A 22,350-nucleotide genomic window follows, 5' to 3' on the forward strand; every position below is an offset into this window, starting at 1 on the left:
ACTTTTATATTATTAATATTAAACAATTTAGTCGATCATAAAAATTGCAACAATTAAATCAATTTGTTGACATTTTAAAAGTTACGAATCGGCGTTTTTTTTAATCAAATCAATTTGTAAACCAAGCATGTAGATTTATTTACACTACTGGAACTAATTTGCCTCAATTTTACCGTATTTTTGCATTAAAATTTCTGAGACACAGCATGATTAATGTTTCTAATTTATCCTTACGCTATGGCAAGCGTACCTTGTTTGAAGATGTAAACTTAAAGTTTACACAAGGTAACTGCTATGGCATCATCGGTGCCAATGGTGCCGGTAAATCAACCTTCTTAAAAATACTTTCGGGTGAAATTGACCCGACCACAGGTTCCGTAAGCTTTACACCCGGTGAACGCATGGCTGTACTAAAGCAGAACCACTATGAGTTTGACGAGTATCCGGTAATTGAAACCGTATTGATGGGGCATAAAGATTTGTATGCCACCATGAAAGAAAAAGATGCTATATATCTGAAAGAGGATTTTACTGATGCTGACGGCGAACGCGCCGGCGAACTGGAAAACCTTTTTGCTGAAATGGATGGCTGGAACGCTGAAAGCAATGCCGCTACCCTACTGAGCAACTTAGGCATCAAAGAAGACCTGCACTATAAATTATTAAAAGAGCTGGACGGTACGCAGAAAGTACGTGTGTTATTAGCCCAGGCACTTTTTGGTAAACCCGATATTTTGCTACTGGATGAGCCTACCAACGATTTGGACATTCATACCATTGCCTGGTTGGAAGATTTTTTAGCGGGCTATGAAGCCATTGTACTGGTGGTATCGCACGACAGACACTTTTTGGATACAGTATGTACACACGTGGTAGATATTGATTTCTCTAAGATGACCATCTATACCGGTAATTATACTTTCTGGTATCAGTCAAGCCAATTGGCATTAAAACAACGCGCTGACCAGAATAAAAAGTTGGAAGACAAAGTTAAGGAGTTGCAAGAGTTCATAAGCCGCTTTAGTGCCAACGCATCGAAATCTAAACAGGCTACCAGCCGTAAAAAGGCGTTGGATAAAATTAACCTGGAAGAGATTAAACCATCTAACCGTAAGTATCCGGCTATTATGTTTAATCAGCAAAGCCGTGAGGCGGGCGACCAGATTTTGCAGATTGAAAAGTTAGGTAAAACGTTAAGCGGCGATGTGTTATTTAACGACATCAATTTGATGGTGAATAAAGGCGACAAGATTGCCGTTTTATCACAAAACAGCTTAGCTACATCAGCTTTTTATGATATCCTGACCGGACGTGATACAGATTTTACCGGCAGCTTTAAATGGGGCGTTACCATTAACCCAGCTGATATTCCGATGGATAATGCTGATTATTTTAAAGGTAAGGACTTAAATTTGGTTGACTGGCTGCGTGAATATGCGCCCGGCGAAAAAGACGAGCAATTCATCCGTAGCTTCTTAGGCCGTATGTTGTTTTCTGGTGAGGAAGTGTTGAAAAAAAGCACCGTACTATCAGGCGGTGAAAAAATGCGCTGTATGTTTAGCCGCATGATGTTACAGCAGCCAAACGTTTTGCTGTTTGACGAGCCCACCAATCACTTGGACTTAGAATCCATCACAGCGTTAAACAACGGTATGCGCGACTTCAAAGGCACTATTCTGTTCACCTCACGTGACCACGAGCTGACCCAAACTGTTGCTAACCGGATTATTGAATTAACACCAGCGGGCATGATTGACAAAATGATGTCGTACGATGATTACATCAACAGCGGAGCCGTACAAAAACAACGCGAAGAGATGTATCAATTAGCTTAAAAATTTGTTTATTTGCCAGTGTTCACTTTTTCAACACGGCAAATAAACAAACCACGACTCCGTAGCTCAGTTGGTAGAGCAACAGACTCTTAATCTGTGGGTCCTGAGTTCGAGCCTCAGCGGGGTCACCCGAAACGCAGTTTTCTTACACGAAAGCTGCGTTTTTTGTTTGATGGGTAAAGCTATAGGTAAAATTCGAATGAATGTCTAAGACCCAAAATGAACTCTTTTGAACCTAATCACTTTCACTTCCACTAAACTTCTTGAATAGCATCTTTTGTTATCCAGTTATTGGTACCACCGATTCCAAAAAAATTTGAGGAAAATCCATTTTTTTCATCTTCAGGGAAGTTATACAAAGTATAAACCGCCAATAAAGCTATTGGGCGGCTACATCGAAATAACAAGAAGAAAAACTAACAAAAAACGGTAATGATAGACTCAATTTATTCAAAGGCAAATATTGACACTCAGAAAAAACCTTATAACTATATTTATAATGCTATTCGTGATGGCTTAACTGAGATAATAGATGAAGGCATAAGCTCACACCTCAATCAACCTTTCCTCACTGGTAAACTTGAAAACTTTCACGTTTTTATTAAGGGGAATGTGCTTAAATTCAACGGCAGCCTTTGCAAATACCTTTTGGGCGAGAATGTATCGACACTTTCAAAAGATCAGATTGATGCTGCGCTAAAAAAACTTACTCAACAAATGGGTTTTCCCGTTCGCCAAGCTACTCTATCCCGTATTGACATATCAACTAACCTAACTGTTAAATATTTGCCAGAAATTTATCTTGAATGTCTTGAAAGTATGCAGAACGCCAGTATACTGCCTTGGAAAGGGACAAAGACATTTAAGCGCAGCAGGGAAAGCTTAACATTTTACGATAAAAAAGCTGAATTAAAAAAGAAAGATCCAGCTGTTTACCGACGATTTGAAGATACGGGAAACCTTTTGCGTTATGAGTTGACTTTGAGTAGCAAACTACACAATTTAGTCGGTCAGGATGATTTACGAGTTCTTTGGCTGCATTCCTCACTGTTTTTACAAAAGCTTGCGGTGCTGTGGTATAACTATTATGAGGCTGTTATTAAAAAACCAATTTCCTATATACCTGATATGGCCTCAGCTAAAATGCACAAAGCGTACACGGAGTTTGATGGTCTGCAAAACAAAGGAAGTTTGCAACAGGTCTTTAAAGAAATCGATATCTATAAGAAAGCAAATAAGTGGACAGCTAATTCTGCCTCAAGACTAAAAAGGGGCTATAAAACCCTTTACCTAGATGATAGATTCACCCAGCCATCGCCCTTAGTTGAAGAATTAGACAGCCTTATTTATGGGTCGAATGATATGGCGCAGTTTATCTTTGTTTAAAGCAATAAATGGGTTTAAACGAGTAGAATATTGGCACCTATGCAGTTCGTTGCCCTCGGACAAGAAAAGGCCGTTAAAACGCAAATAAAAACCTCGCTTCTTTTAAGAAATCGAAGCGAGGTTAAATTAGGCCTATTAAACTTATCCTTACTCATTTAAGCTATCTGGCTTTGGGCCGATAACTGGAGCAGGAATTGGATTTGTAATGGTGTCGGTAACGACCACATCTTTATCCGTTGGTATTTCCTGAACTTTTGAGGGGGTACTTTTTTGCTTGGCAGCTGTTGAGTAGTGCCTTATTTTGCGTTTGTGCTTTTTAGAATGACGCACCGGTTCAACCTCACCGTAACGAATAGATGTATCATTAGTTGCCTGCTCCGGCTTCGGCTTTAAGGCAATTAGAAAGACTAGGGCACCTATAACAAAATAAAGTGTAATTTTAAACTCGCGAATTGTAAACACAGGCTCAGATTTGTTTTTAATATTGTTCGCTTGGTTCGTTCTTGGCTTCGGCGGGTACGTAGGTTTAGGTATATAGCTCTCTTCAACTGAACTTTTCCAACTAGCTTGTTGCTGCCGAAGCTGCTGCTCACGAAAGTGCAACTCGCGCTCTTTGTTTTTAAGTGCCTCAGCAAGTGATTGCGCCTCTTCTGACCTTTGCCTTGCTGCGTCATACGATCTTCGCTTCTCGACATCTGAAAGCACCGAATAAGCCTCGTTAACTTGCCGAAACATCGCGGCAAAGTATTCGTCGTTGGGGTTCTTATCCGGGTGAAACTTGAGTGAAAGTTTGCGGTAAGCCTTTTTGATATCTTCGGCACTGGCTAAAGTGTCAATGCCCAAAACTTCGTAATGGTTTTTCATGATAGGTTTGATCAATGCAAGTAGACGTAAAGTAGAAACAGGATTATTAAAATTTGCCAGAATACGACTTTGAGATTGCGGCTGAAGTCCATCTCTTTAGCACAACTATTGCAGACTGTACGCATACCGTAATGGTTGCTTTTACCAAAAGTAATGCGCTTGCCGAAGTTTATCCTTCGTGATTGACCTGTGTAAATTTCTCTCCTTTGGTTGGCGTAAGAAGCATTACAGATATAACAAGATGCCATTGCTTAATCTTTGATGATATGACATTTGTTTAAATCCATTTCAAAGTCGCCCGATTCGGTACCATTATACTTACCTCGGATGTGAACCGTCTCGCCTACGGCAACCTCAATGACTTCTTTTTGCCATTTATCATCACCATAATTACAGTTGTTAAAAACCAGTTTGTCAAAAATGCCAGCCCCCGCTTTAATCTCGATCACAGAGCAGCTGTAGTCATTGCTGATACGTGTAATAGTACCGTTTACATCCAATATCTGTCCGTCGTATTCTTGATCAAAGGCGATCTTATTGGCATGGAATTTTTCAAACCAAGCATCTGCTGAATAGGAAGATTCAAATTCGGAGCGTAGTACTTTAGCTTGTGCGAGTTTAATGGTGTCTTGCTGTGCTCGATCGAGTTCTTCTTGTGCTTCGGCCTCCATCTGGGAATAGCGATATTGTTCAAAAAAAGCAGGTACGAAATAAACAATAGCAATAATGACAATGATTAGGATGGATAGTCTGATGTACAGTTTTTTGTTGCTTGGTTCAGGATTCATGTTGAAGGTTGTGGGTGTGTTACCTTCAGTTCCAAAAGGCGGGTTGCTGTAAAACGCAAGCGTGGAACTAAAAGCTGCTGAAAGAGGTAAACTGGCGGTAAACCTACAGAAACAGACAAATAGCCCACGCTTGTAGCGTGAGCGTATAAGTCTTCGTTTTTCTGTGATTTAAAAATGCCAGTTTTTTCTTTCAGAATGAAGCCTTAACGCAAGATCGTTATGATGATATGTTGTTTATTCTCTTTATTTATTCAATAAGCAAGTCGTTTTAAATTCAGTGCCTAAGTTCGAAATTAATCGCCGAAAATTAAAGTTTATTTTAACCAATAGCGCTTCTGTCTGTCCGTTATTACATACAAATTCATACTCTACCATGTACAATAATTGCTTTAGACAAAAAGACATTATGCTGTTTACTGAGCTCCGGCTAAAAAAATTTCAAAATTTAAAAAAGGCCATTTCCAGCGTTTTTTGTACGACAGAAGAAAAAATGCTACTAGATGACTTTTAATTGTAAGCTACCATGCCCTCTCCATAATCTTTGGCACATGGCCCTTAAATTGGACTGGCAAGGACATGAAAAATCTTATTAATTATCTATTAAGCTTAACACAGATTAATTCTGGCCAAAAGCTATTATTAGGTTGGTTTATAGAGGAAGGTGAAAATACCAATTGTACGAACGAAGCTATTGCAAGCAAATTCCACAAGCACGAGACGAACCTAAGTAAAGACATCAGCACTTTGGTGTCTCAGAATTTGATAAGGGTTACAAATCGAAATAACAGCCGAGAGATCAGCCTCAGCGAAAACGTCAAGGCTTTTATTAATATTAAAGAAGATAATAGTAAAAAATATATTACTAGTGATTATAAAGTTAATAATCAATTAAACTCTGTTATTACTAATCAACCTAAATTTTATCCTGTAACTAAACGAAAAATTGCTGGCATCATAAGACTACTGTATTTAAAATTTGCTGATAAGGACTTAGCTAGTGTCTACACCGCTATTGACAAGTTAGCTTATGATAAATTAATGAGCTATATCAATGACAGCAGCTTTGGCTCTGTCATAATGTTAATTCTGCATTTGGCAGAAGAAAAGGGCCATCTGTCAAATGACAAAGTTTTACCGTACACAGAATTTAAGCGACAGCTTTCTGAATATTTCCAAGACAAGTTTAAGCTGTTACTAGATGAAGTGGAGTATGATAAATTTGACAAAGAGCCATTAGGCAACTTTATAGATGTAAGCCAGAATTATGACTTACTGCTTAAGCCGTCATCACAATATAGGTTGATGAAGTTTAAAGCCCGGTTAATGCATATAAGACCTGGTGGTGATCCGGCAAAAGGAATCTTTGGCAATTTGACTTTGATCTTGGGTAGTAGTACGAAAGTTTATATGACTCTCAGTGCGGATTGTTACAGCGCAATCAAAGACAGGATTGAAGGGTATGTGGGGAAGAATGTAGAAGTACATGGACAAGTTTCCTTTAATAAACATTATAATCAAAACACCCTTCGAAACCACAAGAACATCAACCCTATTAAGCTAAGCGATATAAATCCATACAGCTTGCGGTAAGAGAAGAAGAAACCTACATAAATATTTGATTATAAAATATTTAACTCAGAAGACTTTATAATCCCAAAAACCCGTTGGATATTTCGGCCCTAAAATCCCATGACCATGAAAAAAATGACTTATAATATTAAAATAGTACTTCGAGAAGATAAGATCAAAGCAGATAACACCATACCTATTTATTACTCCGTCCGGGTTGGTTTGACAACCTCCCGAATCCCTTCCGGTAAATCCATTTTGCAAAAAGACTGGCAAGTGAAAGATAACTGCCCGAAAAGTAATTCTAAAGCCAATCAACTTCTGGCGGCTTTCTTAAACCAGAAAATGAGTGAATGGAAGCTGTACATGCTAGAACACGAAATGATGGGCAAACCCATTACACTCAACATGGCTAAAGCCTACTTTAAAAACGGTGGCAAAATAACGTTTTACGACTTCTGCAAAAGCACCGTTGAATTATGGGAAGAAAGAATAAAAGAAAGCACCCTTAAAACCTACAAGTCGACTATCAATGTGTTGAAAGCATTCAGTCCTAAGGCAAACTTCGGGGATCTTGACCATACTTTCGTCCTTAAATTTGAAGCTTACTTAGACAAGGTCAGAGGCAATACCACTGGCGGAAAGTTTACCCGTCACAAATGTTTGAAAAGCCTGTGCAATGAGGCTATAAAGCAAGGACACATGTCAGCCGACCAACATCCTTACCGTTACTTTAAGATCAAAGCGGCCAAGGGTGAACGCAACTTTTTATCGATTAAAGAACTTCAACAGGTGGTAAATGCTGAATTACCCGAAAATGAGCTGATGCTGCAAAAGGTGCGCGACTTATTTTTGTTCAGTTGCTATACCGGATTGCGGTATTCAGACTGCCAGAACCTGACTTGGCAAAGTATTAAGGCCGATGCCGCCTCCATAAAGTTTAAAGCACAAAAGACCAGTAAGGAAACGATTATTCCGATCATTGAAAGCGCCCAAAAGCTGCTGGATCAGTATGGCAAGCATAGCATTAAAGCTTCGAAAGCCAGTATTCTACCACAGATCGCTAATCAGGTAGTCAACCGCAATCTGAAAGATTTGATGAAACTTGCGGGTATCAATAAAACCATATCCTTTCACTGCGGCAGGCATACCTTCGCATCAAATCTCATCGAAGCAGGTGTAAATCTGATTTACGTACAAAAGCTTTTAGGACACTCGCGGATTGCAGACACCCAGATTTATGCTCAAGGGTTAGAGTCAAATCTCTTTGATTCAATGCACAACCTAGAAAAAATGTATAAACAAGCTATTTAAATACTCATCTATACGAAAATCCATCAGGCAAGGCTAACCCATCCAAGCAAATAATCCATTCCGGCGACTCCAGATGGATAGGCCTTGCCGGAAGATGGATTTCCACCCTTCAACCATCAACGTAAAATGAAAAACACTCTTAGCCCCCATCCGCAAACCAAGCTGACTGCAAAAATTAAGACTGAGCTTGGGCGGAAGATTAAGCCCTTGTATGTAAATAAAGACCTGATTGCATTTATGAAGTCGAAAATACCCAATAATGCCAAGGATGGCCTTGTTTACCTACATTACTTCAAAAAGCTGGTGCAACAAGTCTTTCGCTCACCTGACCCAGATCATTACAAAGCATTTGAAGACGAATATGAAGCCGAGCGCATTGCCATCGCTGACGAGCAAGCCTTTTATCATCCGGTCAAATGGATTAATGCTGAAATAGAATATTTAGCCAGTCTTCATCATGCGCAGGCCGACCAAAGAGCTAATGAGTTAGAGCAGGTAGCGCTTATGCAGAAGCAGACAAAGACAGGACTTACCAAAGATTGGCTCACTGTACCGGAGGCTATGGAAATACTTGGCGTTTCCAAGTCAACGCTCCAACGCAGAATGGACAACGGCTTACCCTATCATCAACAAGGGCGAAAGCGCTATTTTTATTTAGACGAAATCAATGATTATTTAAGGCGAGATACAGCAGCCTAAGCCCGAAAGGACTTAGGCTTTTTTCATGCCCTGACACGAATTAATGTTCAAACCTTTTAACCGTCATCCTTTCATGCTCCTATCATCCGTTAATCCCAAAAAGACACCCAACAAACAACAACATTGTCCTATTTGCAACCGTTACGTCCGGTATCATGCAACTTATCCGAATTACGTATGTGCCAAATGCACTGCTTTAGCCACCGACAAGGAGGGCAAGCTTATCGCGTTTTACCACATCACCCAAGCAGGTACGGGTTTGCAAGGCAAATACTTAGACACCGGTAAGTTTTACCGCTCCCCGTTCTGCTATATCAAGACCATCAAGTGCAAGGCTGAAGAAAACGAAGCGGGTATCATCATCCGGCCATCCACTATCAGAAAGCGAAAACCGAAAAGAATAGATCAATCGGATTTGCCTATCCATTCGGTTTTTCCAGCTTAAAACCGCCGGGAAAGAATCACCCGGATTCGGGCCGGAAGCATGCTTTTAAGCACCTAAGATGCGCGATTGCCCCTTCGGTTGGATAAAGAGCCATCCGAAGGTCGAAAAACGAACGCTCAACCGATTTAGTGACAAAAACGCCATGTTTGTAAGACGCTCATAGTAAACGACCATGAATAACAACCCTTCCACAGATCTGACGTTTCCTAAGCAGTACTGCCCTATTTGTGATCAAGAAGTGAGCTATTCCTCGCGATACCCTAATTATGTTTGCGGGGATTGTATTCAGCTTGCAACCGACGAACAAGCGTTACTGCTCGCTTTCTTCAATACGACGGTTTTCGGTCATAGTTGCAAGGGGCGCTACGTGCCAAGCGGAGCCGATTACCATAGCAATCGTTGTTTGATCAAAGGGGTTTGGTGCTGGGCTGAAGAAGCCTATATGGGTGGCATCGTCATCCGGCCCGTTTGAGCTTTGCCGGGTGCTACGTTCCGCGGTAACTATGCAAGTTAATGATTGCCTTTACACGAAAAACATTTTTAAAAGCTCAGTTAAGAGGATAAAGGGGGATTGGGGGATTAAGGTGTTTGGTGTTGGCGCTTGGCCCCCAAGCTGTCTTCTGAGTGAAACTCATCTGCTCAAAGCTCAAAATAGGAAACCTACCTTCTTTTCTGTAAACCTCTCAAATATCAAAGCTCAATCTTAAAATCACTGTACAAAAGTAAAACCTGAGCATTGATACTTGATGACGCTGTATATAAACCAAAGCGATTCAACTTTGATGACTGATGAGCTTCAAGCATGATGTTTTACACACAGCTTTGATGTCAACCAGAAAAACCACAATTTGCGCAGACAATCTTGTCTGATGCTTAAAAAGAATACCCCTCCCAAATTTAATAGCTTTGATGAATTCTACGTATATGCAGTAACCGATCTCAAACGCAAGCACCCTGAATATTTCAGATTGGATGGCAGGGATAAAGGCGCAAGCCGAAAACCGTTTGCCTACTTCCAGTACCGGGAGAAATGGTGGAAAGTGGATGAAGATATCTGGATTGAAAAGTTGGACAAAGCCTATCAGTTCCTCTTGGAAAACCAAGATCCCTACATCATTGCCTCCACGAAAGGCGGCAAGAATGAGTGCTTGCTCATTGCTGGAGAACCTAAGAGCAAGAAGATGTTTTATGTATATTTAGCAAAATTTTAACCATCTGACCTTATATTCATGCTGCTCGACTTCAACGACATTAACCAACTTAAAAGCGCAGGCTTCAAAGGCTTTTTGACCAAAGCGAAGTTGTTTACCGATAGTTCGATGATCCCAGACCAAAAAGGCGTTTACCTTGTTTTGAGTTTGGATGCTGCCTTGCCTAACTACTTAACAATTGGCACCGGCGGCTTTTTCAACCGAAAGAACCCGAATGTTGACATAGACGAGCTGAGGCGAAATTGGGTTGATGAAGCTAAGGTGGTTTATATCGGCAAAGCCACTAGTCTGAATTTACGTTACTATTTAATCATTAATTATTGTAATAGCTTAAAGTGACTTGTTTCTTTCTGTTTGAGAGGTGTAAATGTTCTTGATAAATTCTCATAAGCCATCAATCTACAATTTTAAGTTTGATTGGCGTCCCATCAGGCAAGTCGAATACCTGGTTTGCAATATTGGCATTTGTCGAAAAATAGCTAGGATAAGAGCATCTGTACAAATTGTCGACTTTGTATTCACCGCCTATAATAAATGGTTTTTTAGGACATAACCGCTCATTGAATTTCAACTCTTCGTTTTGAGTATTCCATTCCAAACTGAGGTTCTTTCCAGTATAATAATCTAAATCTTCATCTATAACTTTCAACCATTCTTTAAAGCTCTGCGCTATATATTCTTTTTCACCTGTTTCGATATTGAAAAATACTATCCCTTTTCCTGAGAATCCAAATTGGTTTCCGAATATCTCTTCTCCAAAGAAGTATTCATCATCAATTATCCTAGAATACTCCTTTCGGATCATGTTATTAATTGATTGTATGTCATTATAGTCTTTATTAGAATCAATCGCGTAAATTGACAAAGACTTTCCGTAGAAAAAACCTCCGTTGCTCACTTCTATAAAGTCCCAATAGCTGGAATCCATTATTTTCTCTTTAAGCTCTATTACAGTTTCTAGAGAGGGTAAAGAGCTCGAGGAGTTTTTATCTTTATATCTTAAGAACGTCACAAACTGTTCCATACATTGATTATTTTTTTACTACTATTCTAATTCTAGTCCCATCAGGCAACTTTTTAATTTGGTGGCCAATGGATGATCCAGCACCTCTATTGTCTGATGGCTTGATGTGTTTCACACTTTGTCCATTGTTGCCGTTATCGATTACAGCTGGTGGAAACTCGTCTCGGTCCTTTCCTTTTTGGATTTCAGTCCCTTTCAAATTTTCTTTTCTCCTTGCACTTGCACCTTTTCTATCAATCACTCCTTCGTTACTTACTCCATCTTTAATTGCCTGCTCTGCATGTGCAGCGGACTCAGGATGTTTACTTCTCGAAATGCTAATTTCTTGGACGTTAGGGGCTTCTGGAGCACCCTCCATTATCGGAGCATCCAATGTAGGCACCTCTATGCTACCACCTTTTGCGCCACCTCTTCCAATAGGAAACGTACGTTCGAAAACAATAGTGCCGAGTGCATGTAATCTATCTCCAACGCTTGCCTTACTTCCATCGGGATTTGTACCACCAAATGCGGTTTGAAATGGTTCCAAATACCAACCGACGGCCCTAGTAGCATCACCTCCATTTACTGGATTTTGACTTAAGACGGCTTTTCCTGTTGCTGTTGTTAATGGTTTCTGTAACTGTCCATCTCTTGCAGCAACAGTCCTTCCTGATGCTTCTTGATAAGCCGGTTCCAGCCCATCCATATCCATCGCATTAGGCACTTCATTCCCGGCAAACTGATACGGGGTATAATATGGATATTTTTCAGCCAGTGGATCAATGCTAGTGAATCTTCCAATAATGGGATCATAAAAGCGCTTGTTATAGTCGTATTGCCCAAGCTCTTCCTGCAATTCCATTTTGTTATACAGGTAAAGGTTTCTTGGGCTTACAACGGCGCCTCTTTGTATCTCTACTCCGAATGGATAGTAATCCTCTTGCTGGACCGTATGAGCGGTTCCAGATTGTGTGTCAAACGTTAACCTGGCATTTCCTAACTTATCACCTATATTGTACTCGTAGTTAAAGCTGCTGCCGGATGGCAATACCCGGCCGTGTTCAGTACGGATGAAGCTAAGTTGACCATTGTCATACTGTATGCCATCAATATAATCCGTGTTGCCAGTCGCTGCGCTGATTCTTCTTAATTTGTTTCCCGCTGCGTCATATACATAACTGATGTTTTTGCCATTTCCTGTTATAGTATTGGGTAAATTAAGCAGATTATATGTGTTGTTGGTTCCTATGCGTGCATCATAGCTGATATTTCCATTTCCATCGTACTGGTAAAGTGACGTTCCAGTTAAGCCGCTTACACCCGTCAGCCGATTACCGTCATAATTGTAGGTCAAGCTGCTAGTAGTCGATGTTGATGGATTGTTACGGGTTAAGTGCTGGATGTTTCCGACCTTATCATAATCAATCCCTTGTTCGTGATAGCCCTCATTCGAGATTCCGGCAGTTAACCTGTTCAGTTTGTCATAGGTGTAAGCGTAGTTCTTGCTTAAGTTACTACCTGTACCCCAGTACTGATTGGCGATATTGCCGTTGTATTGAGGCGAAGTTCCATCATTGTACTTGAGCTGCATCACAAACAGTGCAGAACTGTCTTTTACAAGCCAGGCCCGTTCATTGTACTGCTGAGAAATATCTTGCAGGAAGCTGCTGCCACTATTGAGGCTATGCAGGTGTTTGGTTTTCACCTGTCCAACCTCGTTGTAATCCGACTGCGCAAGCAAAACCTTTGTTCCACCGTTAATTTGTTGCCAGAGCTTGGTTTCGCGACCTACATGATCAAAATCAAATGAGTCAGAAATGGTGAGCTTAGGCTTATTTACCGCATAGTGCTCCCTGGTTTTTGAAGTAACATGATCGGTAAAATCATAGTTAAAGGAAGTTTCATCATAATTGGCAAGGTTGTTAGTGCCACCAAAATAGTGCTGAACAAAGCTTTTTTTGACCCGGCCTTCATCATCGTAGTACTTTACTGTCCACAGCATGTTTGATGTGCCGAGCACATTGGCGAGCGAAGCGGTCGGCAAACCTTTCGTCATGGAACTGTAGCTGTTGCGCTTGTCATAATTGGTTGGAAGGTTTGGAACGTCATAATCATCGTAGTAATTGACGGCCAGGTAGGTAGTGATACTGCTTTTGGGAAATGATTCTGCGGTGTAATATTGGCTGCTTGATTTAGTATTATCTCTGCTTTCCCAGTTGATGGATTGCGCGTCAACTAAGTTTTGCAAGTCAGCTCGACTAATTGCGGAATTGTTGTTGTTCCAAATACCAGAAACGATGACGCGGCCTAAAGCATCGTATTTTGTAAAGTTCCACTCATTCTTGATTCGTTGCAGGGAATCCTGTGAAGCTACTGACTGATCAAGCTTGTTGTAAACAATGTATTCTCTGCCCTTAGCCGGTACTTTTTTCTCTACAATTCGGTTCCTGCCATCATGCCGGTATTGGAAGCATAGCTTGTCTAATGTCGTCTGCGTAATACCACCGTTGTCCGGTTCTGCCTTGGGTGAAAGCACATAAGTAAGGTTGCCAAGATCGCTATATACATAATAGATAGAAATATAATCGGTGTTGGTGTTGTAAACCCGTTTGAGTACAAGGTTTCCTTCTTTGTCTGTATAGGATTCTTTGGTGCCAGCCTTTCCATCTGAAGTCTTCCAGTTTTCGTCCTTGGTTATCGTGACATAAAGCTGGCTTGCGCCATAGCTACCTCCGTCGATAAGCGAAGGCTTACCAGTAGCATCTAAGCTGACGCTATAAAGTTTCGCCCAGTAGCCACTACCTGTGGAAATCGAACCGGCGTCATTGGTTGCATATATGGTTTTGTCGGTATGACCAGGATTTGTCGCTCCGGATTTCCCGGTTAACTGCCAGGCATCGCCAGGAGCGCCTTCTTCTACAATTCGGTTGAGTGGAGAGGGTTCAAACGCGGTTTCAGCAAAGGGGAATGCAATTTTGGGGATGCCAGGTGCGTTCCAAGTGTTGGGATTAGAAGGATTCGTATAAAATGATGCTTGATCCGCTAAAGCATTAGGCTTGTAACTACCATCGCTTGCTGCTGTAGGTAAAACAGCATATGGCAAGTACTTGACAGCCTCTCTGCCAAACTGGTCATAGATAAACGGCTGTACCAAGTCGCGAAAGGTTGGACTACCTTTAACTTGGACAGTTTGCAAAGGTCTTCCCAAGCCGTCAAAATATTGGACATTCGTCATCACTTGACAAGTCTGCAGCGTTTTATCAGCTGGATTAGTGATTCCAGAATCCCGTAGCGTATAAGTGACAATATAATTTTGCTCCTGGCTAAGCACAGTCCCCAATCCCACGCAGTTAGCCAAAGGCTGCTGAATGTACAAGCGTACTGATTGCCCAACACCTGGCTTAATCACCGTTGTGGGCTTAATTTGAATAAATGTAGGGGAAGGTTGATTCCAACTGGCTATCGTTGTATCTTTAAATACCTTTTGTGCCAGCAAAGCATAAGGAGCTGCCAGCAAAAGTAGTAAGGCAGCCCAAACGCAGGCGATGAACCGTCTATTATAATTCTGTTTCATTGATCTTAATGGTCTAGGCCAGTTATCTTAAGTAATTACTGGTTTTGATAGTGATAGGTCATTTGTTTCATAATATTACCCTTGCTGTCTTTGATAAACTTCATACGCTGAGAATTATCATACTCATAATACGTCGTCTCCCCCTTCGCATCCGTCTGCGAGGTCATTCCCACCAATGGTGAATAAGTGTAGATAGAAACCAATGACTGTGGAAGGGCTGTACGCAAAGGTGCCAACAGATTGCGCACACTGGCATCATCGCCCGGATTGCTACCGGCCAGTTGATCGATCTTAGCCTGCCCCAACACACCTAAAACCTGCTGATATGTCGCATTTCTAATCTCCGCTACCGGGTACTGGCTGTTATATCCCCAAAGATAAGCCACCGGGGGGCCGCTTTTCACCTTAACTTGCAAGGGGTTTCCATGCGAGTCATAACTAGTATAAGTTACCTCTGCAACCGGTGGTTGACCATTATAACCGGTTTCGGTCGAAGATGGCTGAAAGACTTGGTTTCCCCAATCTGTATAATTGTTCTTTACATAGCTTAATTCTTTATTATTATTACTTTGATTGACTACTTTTCGTTCTATTAATGGAGCTATAATATTGGCAGTTCGCATGGTCGTATAAATCGGTTGAGCATTGCTTGTTTCTGCAATGTCTGTTACGTATTTATTGTCGATTTTCAATAGTCGACCTTGACTATCCTTTTTAAGGATAGTTGTTGGATAAGTATGCGATGTACTTCCATAGGCAAAATCAGTAACAACTTCTACAGGTGCTTGCCCAGTGTTTGAAAAGGTGGTTTCGGTCGTTTTGACAAGCTTATTTAATGCAGAAACGTACAAGTATTTGATCAGTTCAAACTTAGCTGCATATGTGGTGGGTAGTGTACCCCCTACCGGGCTAGTACCACCATCCATTCCGCCTGGATAAAAATCCTGCTGTGGCTGCACCATCGTAATATGCCAATTTGGGATCACCTGCTGAGCGGGCCCCGGCGGAGTGCTGGCGTTAAGATCGTCAGCTTCGTATTGGTTGAGTAAGTGATGAATATTTACAAACTGCTTGCTTTGTTTATCATAGCGCTGTTCAATCTTTTCTTTGAGTAATCCCTGATCAGCAATATTAGACATATAATTGTAAATGGTACGTCCGTTCAGTCCGCCAGCTTCATCCGTTTCGGTTACCTGCGTATACCCGATTACACCGTCGGCCTCATCTCCGATGAACGTGGAGGAATTTGATGATAATGCCCAATAGTTGCAGGGGATATAGTCACTAACTTGATTATAGAACGTATTTCTGGTGCGATAATCTGAATAATAGACTTTCGTTGAATCCTTGGGCACACGGCCTGAACTCTTACCAGGATCGTTAAGTAAATTATAATTATAGTATTTTGCTGATATTAAAGTATTGTCTTTCCCATAGTCCTTTATTGATCTGACACGAAGCCCCCCATAAATGATTCGAGTGCCTGTTGACGTGTTGATTACTGGTTTTTTCCAGAACAGGGAAATGCTACCGTGATCCGCATAATTGTTTCGATTGATTTTGAGTTTATATTGTTCGCCGGTACTGAGATTATTTTCATTACCACCGTAGTCACTTGAAATCAACTTCAGAACCACATTCTGGTTATTGATAAGTGACCCGTTAAGCACATCGTCGAAATTGATAGGAAACAATGAACAGCTTAAGTACACATCCGTTGCGTTAGCCGGTAAAAAGAAGTTAAGTTCCGGCTGAAAGTCTCCGGTATTAGCAGCAGCATTTAAAGAAGCGGATTCCTGGACAAAAGAAATAGTGCTGTCTGTTGTCAGGTTAGTATGGGGCTCAAATTCAAACTCCGTAAATCCACCAGTTGGATACTTTACTCTTTTAAGACTTCCCGCTTTCATAAACGCTTCATCTGGCTCACGATCGGCTCCACTTGGGATTCCGATCCTGGGGATGGCGGGAATAAAGGAAGTATTTACGTCTTTACCATTGTAATATCCCCAATGATCCTGCGCCAAGGATAATCTTTCCGGCAACTCTTTTGTTTCTTCATAAGTAAACTCGTATGGTGGCTTGTCATCCTCCTTAACAGCCACCAGTTTTAACCGCTTTTTGTTGATTGAGGCCGGGCTAAAGTAGTTGTAGGCTAATTGCCATTTTTTTAAAAGATTGCCGTTACCACGCACTTGAATTGATTCCAGGCTTTTCCCTTGTGCTTGACCATCATAAGTCATGTCTTGGCGGGTACCGACGGAATAGTTAAAGATTACTTCTTTGTTATCGCTAACCGCATAAATGCGCTTGAGGCGCTGAGCACTGTAACTTTCAATCGTTTTACACTTCCGGCTCAGGCGAGCAAGGTCATCATCACATCCAGCGCCAGGATTCAATAAAACATACTTCGCCTCTGCATAATTTTTGGGTAGCGTATAATCGTATATATCATATTCCAGTACCACTTCGAAATGTTGCGGGCTAACAATTCGGGTCAAGTACCAGGCTGTGATCACAGACCCGTCAGGTGTTTTTGCCGGACCAACCGAACATATCTCATTAGATGTCGAGCCTTCTAATGCCTTAAAGTAGTACTGAAATCCTTTATCATCTGTAAACAGGAATCCACGAGTGATGTTATCATCCAGGATTGATAGTTTTAAGTTTGGCGTGGCTGGAAAAAAAGCAGTGCCGTTTCGTCCGATAACAAATCTGCCACTGAAATTCAAAAAATTAAATGTATAGGTATCCCTTTCATAATTTCGATTGAAGAGGGTTGCATCTAATGCCAGGTCATAGTCGGGTGTGATTGTTCCTGAATTAACAATAAACACGCCATTTGCATTAAAGCCATCTCGCAGATCGTCCATCATTCCTTGCTCATCGGGGCCGCCTCTGACCGTTCTGGATATCACACCACCAGCAAGCATGGACCAGCCAAGACCAACGCTACTGGCAATATCGTCTACACGAACACCGCTAGCATTATAATTGAGACTGATAGGGATTTGGATATCCCCATATCTGAAACTATACATTGGCACAGTAATCTGAGGGGTTCCTCTAAAAAGGGACACAGGTACTTTTCCAAATTGACCAAGCGCTGCAGCTTCTGGTGAAGGACCAATAGGAGGTTTGTAATCAATTTTACTGATTATCGATGTATTTGTGTTCTGGGCATAGGTAAAAAAAAAGCTAAAAACCAATATTAAAATAAAACTAACCCTTATTCTACAAAGTCCAAGTGAATGATGCCAATAAGGATCCCGAATAGGGCTGCTACTAATCCGCAGTTTTATTGACACAGGGAGTGTAATATTGATACACGCCTTAATAAAGAAAATATGCCAACAAAAGTTACGGAGTAATTTTATTATAGATTTAAAAAACATTTATTATACGATTTAAAATATTTTACTTTTAACACACCTCTTAATCGAAAATACAGGTGCCTACTGAATCCCTAATTTTTGATTCATAGATTCAACTTTTGAAACAAAACTGCCAGCTATGTCTTGAGATTTTGAGAGCGCTTCAAATACATTGCGGTATGCAGTACATCAATACGGACTTACTTTTATGATACAGCTTTTGGACCAAGTGTTACCTTACAAGTCAGGGCAGTATGCATTGGTTAATTTAGGTTATCATTGTAAAAACCTAAGGATTCACTTGTTAAAACCGAAGATCTTCTACGCGCTCACAATTACAATATAAATTCTTACTGAATTATATAAAGTATGTTTCAGGTCTACTTTTTGCTTAAATTTTGCACCTGACTTTCCAAGTGTTGGATTTTTTTTTGCTGTTGAATCATTAACAATGTCATCTCTTCCATTTTCTTGAGCAGTTTTAGCGTCATACTCCCTACGTTCATCCCTTCTTTTTCCATCTCTTTCGCAGAAGGAATCTCTGGTAAGTGTCTATGAGTGGTGATATATCTTTCAATTTCAGATAAAGTCGGCAAATCGTAACTCTTTTCAAAAACATAATCGGGTGCCATCTCAGCCAAATCAACTTTTACCTCCTTGGTATGGATGGTGCCGTTAACCGCAAGTTTAGTATCTGGAGCAGAAGTACCAATTCCTACATTGCCGCCAGGCAATACTGTAAAGCGTTCCGTACCATAATCACTTCCAAAAACACCATTACCTGAATCTTCCCAGATGCTAAAGCGGCTGGTATTGAATGACCCGCCCAAAGACCATTGCTTTGATTTGTTACGGTAACTGAAAAGGAGTCTGGCATCATCGCCACCCGTAAGGTCTGTGGCTAAGGTGACCACATGGCCCCACGACTGTGAACCATTCAAATGAAAGATACCTGCCGACCCAGTACCACCATTCGGAGAAGCAACTTCCAATCTTCCAGTTGGGAAAGTCATTCCAATACCAAAATATCCGTCTTTGGTAATCCGATACCGCTCAACACTACCTGTAAAGTAGATGAAATCATGATTAGATCGGGTGGAGATAAAACTAGCATTATACGCTGGGCTGGTGCCTATTTCGAAGTCGATTGTATTCCCCTGCAGCCGCATTATCACACCGTCACTAGGATTATACAAGTGAAGGGTTTTCCTTGCGCCCCCTATGGATTCAATTGGCGTGCTGGTTCCAAAGCCAATGTTGCCAGAGTTACTGGTGTAAATGTGATTACCATTGGTACTCCACTGTGCTTTTGCCAGCGTTATACTCGTGAGAAGAATTAGGCTTAAATAAATTTTTTTCATGTGAACAGGTTAAGGGTTTCGGAATTGATGATAAAATAAGATAAAGGCTTCCCTTTAACTTGCTTTACAAGCTACAATCAGGATCCAAAAAACAATTTATTATTTTATGTAAGGCGGAACAAGGTGGGATATGCGTTCATGAAGCTGTGATAAATTCGGTTAGTTAACACTAGGTTGAGATTTCGCCTCTAATATAATTCATGATAAGCCATTATTCAAACACTTACACCAAAATATTCTATATTATTTACTAGGGAAGTGAAATAATACTTATTCATAATCACTTTTCTTATTTAAGTGCAACTGCATTTTTAGCACATCTGCTCATCACTTGTAACGTATTCATCTAAAAATAGAACACAAATTAGATAAACCAACACAATCATTATTGTTATGTAAAAGATGGAGACGTGAAGGAATCACGTTATAAAAATAGCTTCTTATTACTGTTAATGCAGTACCCTCTTTACTGATTGTCGTAAGGCGATACATTTATAAATCATATCGACAGTTTTATGAAGCCATTGAAAGGTGAGGAACAACAGGAATTGTGAGCTTAAATAGTATCATTAAGTCAGGTTCAACGTCCCTGGTTCCGGCCATGATATACCCGTCTGAGTTGAAAGTTATAAGTTCAAGATTCGTACCTGACGACGACGGGGCGACAGATGCCTTGGTTATCCAAACGTCGAACCTGCTTCCCCAAGTAAGAGAATCCAGTGACTCGCGTTGAAAATTTCTATGGCCTCATTAATTCGCCATTGGTAAATGCCAAAATCATTGTAGCCTTTTATAATTTGCGTGATATTCCCTCCGGTTGAAAGTGACCAGCCTAACCTAGCCCAACCGGCTTCCTCATTTACTTTTATGCCGTTAGAATGTTAATTTAACGAAATGGGAAGTTCGGCCCCGTTTACTTTGATCGTGTGAACCAGGATAGATATCGTAGGCACCCCAGTGTAATTACTTACAGGTATTCCGATGTATTTTAAAAACTTTGCAGATTGCGTACTGATCGGTATCACATTGGGTAGATGTGTGATCTCATTTTCTATCTGACAGTACCAACTGTATGATAAAAAAGCAATATAATTAAATAGAAATTCAACTTTGTCATTCTATTTTATGATATTATTCTTTTTATGATGATATCTGACTTTACTTTTCATTTTCTGTATTTCTTCTTTTAAGCCAATAACATACAACGTTAATTCTTCAACTTTTTTCAGCAGCAGTTTATTCATTTCCCCAAGATTGATCCCTTCTTTTAACACCTCTGCTTCGGAGGGAATACCTGGCAAATGCTTATTTTGATCAATGTAGGACTTCACCTCCGTCAAGGAAGGGAGGCGATAAGCTGGCTTAAAAACATAGTCCGACCAGCCGGTCATATCCACTCTTACTTCTTGCGTATGAATAGTGCCTTGAACTGCCAGTTTGGTATCCGGTGAAGTGGTACCAATACCCACGTTTCCATTACTGGTAATACGCATTTTCTCTGTACTTCCGACGCCAAAAGCTAAACTAGCAGTTGATGAGGGGCTTATTAAGGCAAATTTATCAACTGCGTTTGGTGCACTGAGCCAAAATTTTAAATCTGAATCGGTAAGGTTTGTGATATTCTGAACGATTCCAGATCCGGCTACAACAAACTTTGCATCAATAGAGGTGGTTCCGATACCGACATTACCATTGGCACTGATTCTCATGCGCTGAACTTGACTGGCAATTGGGCCACCGGTATAAAAGTCAATGTGACCGTACTCATAAAAACTCAATGCATCAGCAAAGCCTTGAAGGTTTTTACGGCCGTATATGGCATGATTGGCATCTACGAAAATGAGCCGACTACCCAGGTCCTGATTTCTGATGATAACATCGCCTTCTGCTGGGAAGCTATTTTGAGCAAAAGATGCGTAACCAGCCAGCATGCCGGCCAGTAAAAGGAAGTAAATTTTTTTCATGTACTGAATTGAAATAGGACTTAATAGAATTTTAATCATTTAAGCCAAAAGCTGCCCATGCAACTTGAATACAAGCTGTTATGGCAAGCAAAAAGAAACAATAAATTATTTAAGCAAGAATGTCAGTTGTATGATGAGTATTCATGAAAGAGTGATAAGTCAGATTAGTTAACGTTTGGTTGATAAGCTGCCCCTAAGATATATCACATTAAGCAAATATTCAAATACTTATTTAAAAGTATTTAAATATTATCAGGTATTATTTATCAGTATCTCAAATAGCATTTTTTCATGGGGGAACTTCCTAATTGCAATTGCAACAGGTCATTACCTCCTTTTATCATTGGCAGGGTATTCAACTTGAAACACATTGAACAGACAGAGCTGATTCCATATGCTGACTTTACCTGGTACGAAAGACAACGAAGAGAATATAGGCTTCTAAACTTAGCTCTCGATTATTGTAATAAGGTAGTGTTACAAACGCTTTGAGAACGCACTTACTCCTTTAAGCAAGACTTAAAAAAAGCTAATGAAATCCAAAAACATTGGTATGCTTAGGCAACAAGTATCTAAATTAAGGTATTAGCGCAAAATTTTTATTATAAGATTCGAAATACAGATAACGTGGATATAAAGCGCTTACTCAAAACTTAAACTTTACCTATTCCTTTACCGGTATTATTCTTACCGGCAATATTCATAGCAAATTACCATAAAATAGAATTTCAGACGCTCCCTAATAGGAATCGAACTCAATTTTCCGAGTAAAATTATATGTTCGAATTTTATCAATCTGGTGCGTCCGAACATTTATAGCTTATATACTACTTATTCTCTACAAAATATTTTTACATGTATTTCGTATATTTATGCCTCTATAAACTATAAAACCCTTGAAAGCTTTACTACAAAATAAAAAGTCTCGACGTATTTTTTTGATTTTAATATTCTGCCTACTTA

General features: G+C 40.4%; 15 protein-coding genes and 1 tRNA gene. 9 read left to right on the forward strand and 7 right to left on the reverse strand.

Annotated features, from left to right (window positions below; genetic code table 11):
* Positions 1 to 206: 206 nt before the first annotated feature.
* The 3 genes from GPM24_RS10475 (at position 207) to GPM24_RS10485 (ending at position 3,221) form a co-directional block, all read left to right on the forward strand.
* Positions 207 to 1,835, forward strand: coding sequence for an ABC-F family ATP-binding cassette domain-containing protein (locus tag GPM24_RS10475; RefSeq protein ID WP_158826706.1), 1,629 nt, complete (start codon positions 207 to 209; stop codon positions 1,833 to 1,835).
* A gap of 55 nt (positions 1,836 to 1,890) precedes the next feature.
* Positions 1,891 to 1,963, forward strand: a tRNA-Lys gene (locus GPM24_RS10480).
* A 304-nt stretch (positions 1,964 to 2,267) separates the two neighbouring features.
* Entirely contained in the window at positions 2,268 to 3,221 is a 954-nt protein-coding gene (locus GPM24_RS10485; protein ID WP_158826707.1) for a phage/plasmid replication domain-containing protein, read from the forward strand.
* Between the two features lie 147 nt (positions 3,222 to 3,368).
* Here GPM24_RS10485 and GPM24_RS10490 read toward each other — a convergent pair whose 3' ends face one another.
* Positions 3,369 to 4,085 (reverse strand): J domain-containing protein, encoded by a 717-nt coding sequence (locus GPM24_RS10490; protein ID WP_158826708.1) that lies wholly within the window; start codon positions 4,083 to 4,085, stop codon positions 3,369 to 3,371.
* A 251-nt stretch (positions 4,086 to 4,336) separates the two neighbouring features.
* The gene (locus GPM24_RS10495) at positions 4,337 to 4,873 is read right to left on the reverse strand and encodes an OB-fold protein (protein ID WP_158826709.1); all 537 of its coding nucleotides are present in this window, start codon (positions 4,871 to 4,873) and stop codon (positions 4,337 to 4,339) included.
* A gap of 576 nt (positions 4,874 to 5,449) precedes the next feature.
* Between GPM24_RS10495 and GPM24_RS10500 the strand changes: the two genes are divergently transcribed.
* From GPM24_RS10500 to GPM24_RS10525, 6 genes are all read left to right on the forward strand, one after another.
* On the forward strand, positions 5,450 to 6,463 hold the full coding sequence (locus GPM24_RS10500; protein ID WP_158826710.1) for a hypothetical protein: 1,014 nt from the start codon (positions 5,450 to 5,452) through the stop codon (positions 6,461 to 6,463).
* A gap of 105 nt (positions 6,464 to 6,568) precedes the next feature.
* Positions 6,569 to 7,756 (forward strand): site-specific integrase, encoded by a 1,188-nt coding sequence (locus GPM24_RS10505; protein WP_158826711.1) that lies wholly within the window; start codon positions 6,569 to 6,571, stop codon positions 7,754 to 7,756.
* A 126-nt stretch (positions 7,757 to 7,882) separates the two neighbouring features.
* Positions 7,883 to 8,455 (forward strand): helix-turn-helix domain-containing protein, encoded by a 573-nt coding sequence (locus GPM24_RS10510; RefSeq protein WP_158826712.1) that lies wholly within the window; start codon positions 7,883 to 7,885, stop codon positions 8,453 to 8,455.
* Between the two features lie 73 nt (positions 8,456 to 8,528).
* Entirely contained in the window at positions 8,529 to 8,900 is a 372-nt protein-coding gene (locus GPM24_RS10515) for a hypothetical protein (RefSeq protein WP_158826713.1), read from the forward strand.
* Positions 8,901 to 9,769: 869 nt separating this feature from the next.
* Positions 9,770 to 10,111, forward strand: coding sequence for a hypothetical protein (locus tag GPM24_RS10520; protein WP_158826714.1), 342 nt, complete (start codon positions 9,770 to 9,772; stop codon positions 10,109 to 10,111).
* An 18-nt stretch (positions 10,112 to 10,129) separates the two neighbouring features.
* Positions 10,130 to 10,450: a hypothetical protein gene (locus GPM24_RS10525; RefSeq protein ID WP_158826715.1), complete on the forward strand. Its 321-nt coding sequence runs from the start codon at positions 10,130 to 10,132 to the stop codon at positions 10,448 to 10,450.
* Positions 10,451 to 10,505: 55 nt separating this feature from the next.
* On the opposite strand, the gene GPM24_RS10530 is transcribed toward GPM24_RS10525, so the two are convergent.
* From GPM24_RS10530 to GPM24_RS10550, 5 genes are all read right to left on the reverse strand, one after another.
* Complete coding sequence (locus tag GPM24_RS10530) at positions 10,506 to 11,135, reverse strand: SMI1/KNR4 family protein (RefSeq protein ID WP_158826716.1); 630 nt, start codon at positions 11,133 to 11,135, stop codon at positions 10,506 to 10,508.
* Between the two features lie 7 nt (positions 11,136 to 11,142).
* The gene (locus GPM24_RS10535) at positions 11,143 to 14,691 is read right to left on the reverse strand and encodes a DUF6443 domain-containing protein (protein ID WP_158826717.1); all 3,549 of its coding nucleotides are present in this window, start codon (positions 14,689 to 14,691) and stop codon (positions 11,143 to 11,145) included.
* 35 nt (positions 14,692 to 14,726) lie between these two features.
* The gene (locus tag GPM24_RS10540) at positions 14,727 to 17,996 is read right to left on the reverse strand and encodes a hypothetical protein (RefSeq protein ID WP_158826718.1); all 3,270 of its coding nucleotides are present in this window, start codon (positions 17,994 to 17,996) and stop codon (positions 14,727 to 14,729) included.
* Positions 17,997 to 18,442: 446 nt separating this feature from the next.
* On the reverse strand, positions 18,443 to 19,423 hold the full coding sequence (locus tag GPM24_RS10545; protein WP_158826719.1) for a tail fiber protein: 981 nt from the start codon (positions 19,421 to 19,423) through the stop codon (positions 18,443 to 18,445).
* A 1,118-nt stretch (positions 19,424 to 20,541) separates the two neighbouring features.
* Positions 20,542 to 21,387, reverse strand: a complete 846-nt coding sequence (locus GPM24_RS10550; RefSeq protein WP_158826720.1) for a hypothetical protein — start codon at positions 21,385 to 21,387, stop codon at positions 20,542 to 20,544.
* Between the last annotated feature and the right edge of the window lie 963 nt (positions 21,388 to 22,350).

This window comes from Mucilaginibacter lacusdianchii (genome assembly GCF_009770985.1).
GTDB lineage: Bacteria > Bacteroidota > Bacteroidia > Sphingobacteriales > Sphingobacteriaceae > Mucilaginibacter > Mucilaginibacter lacusdianchii.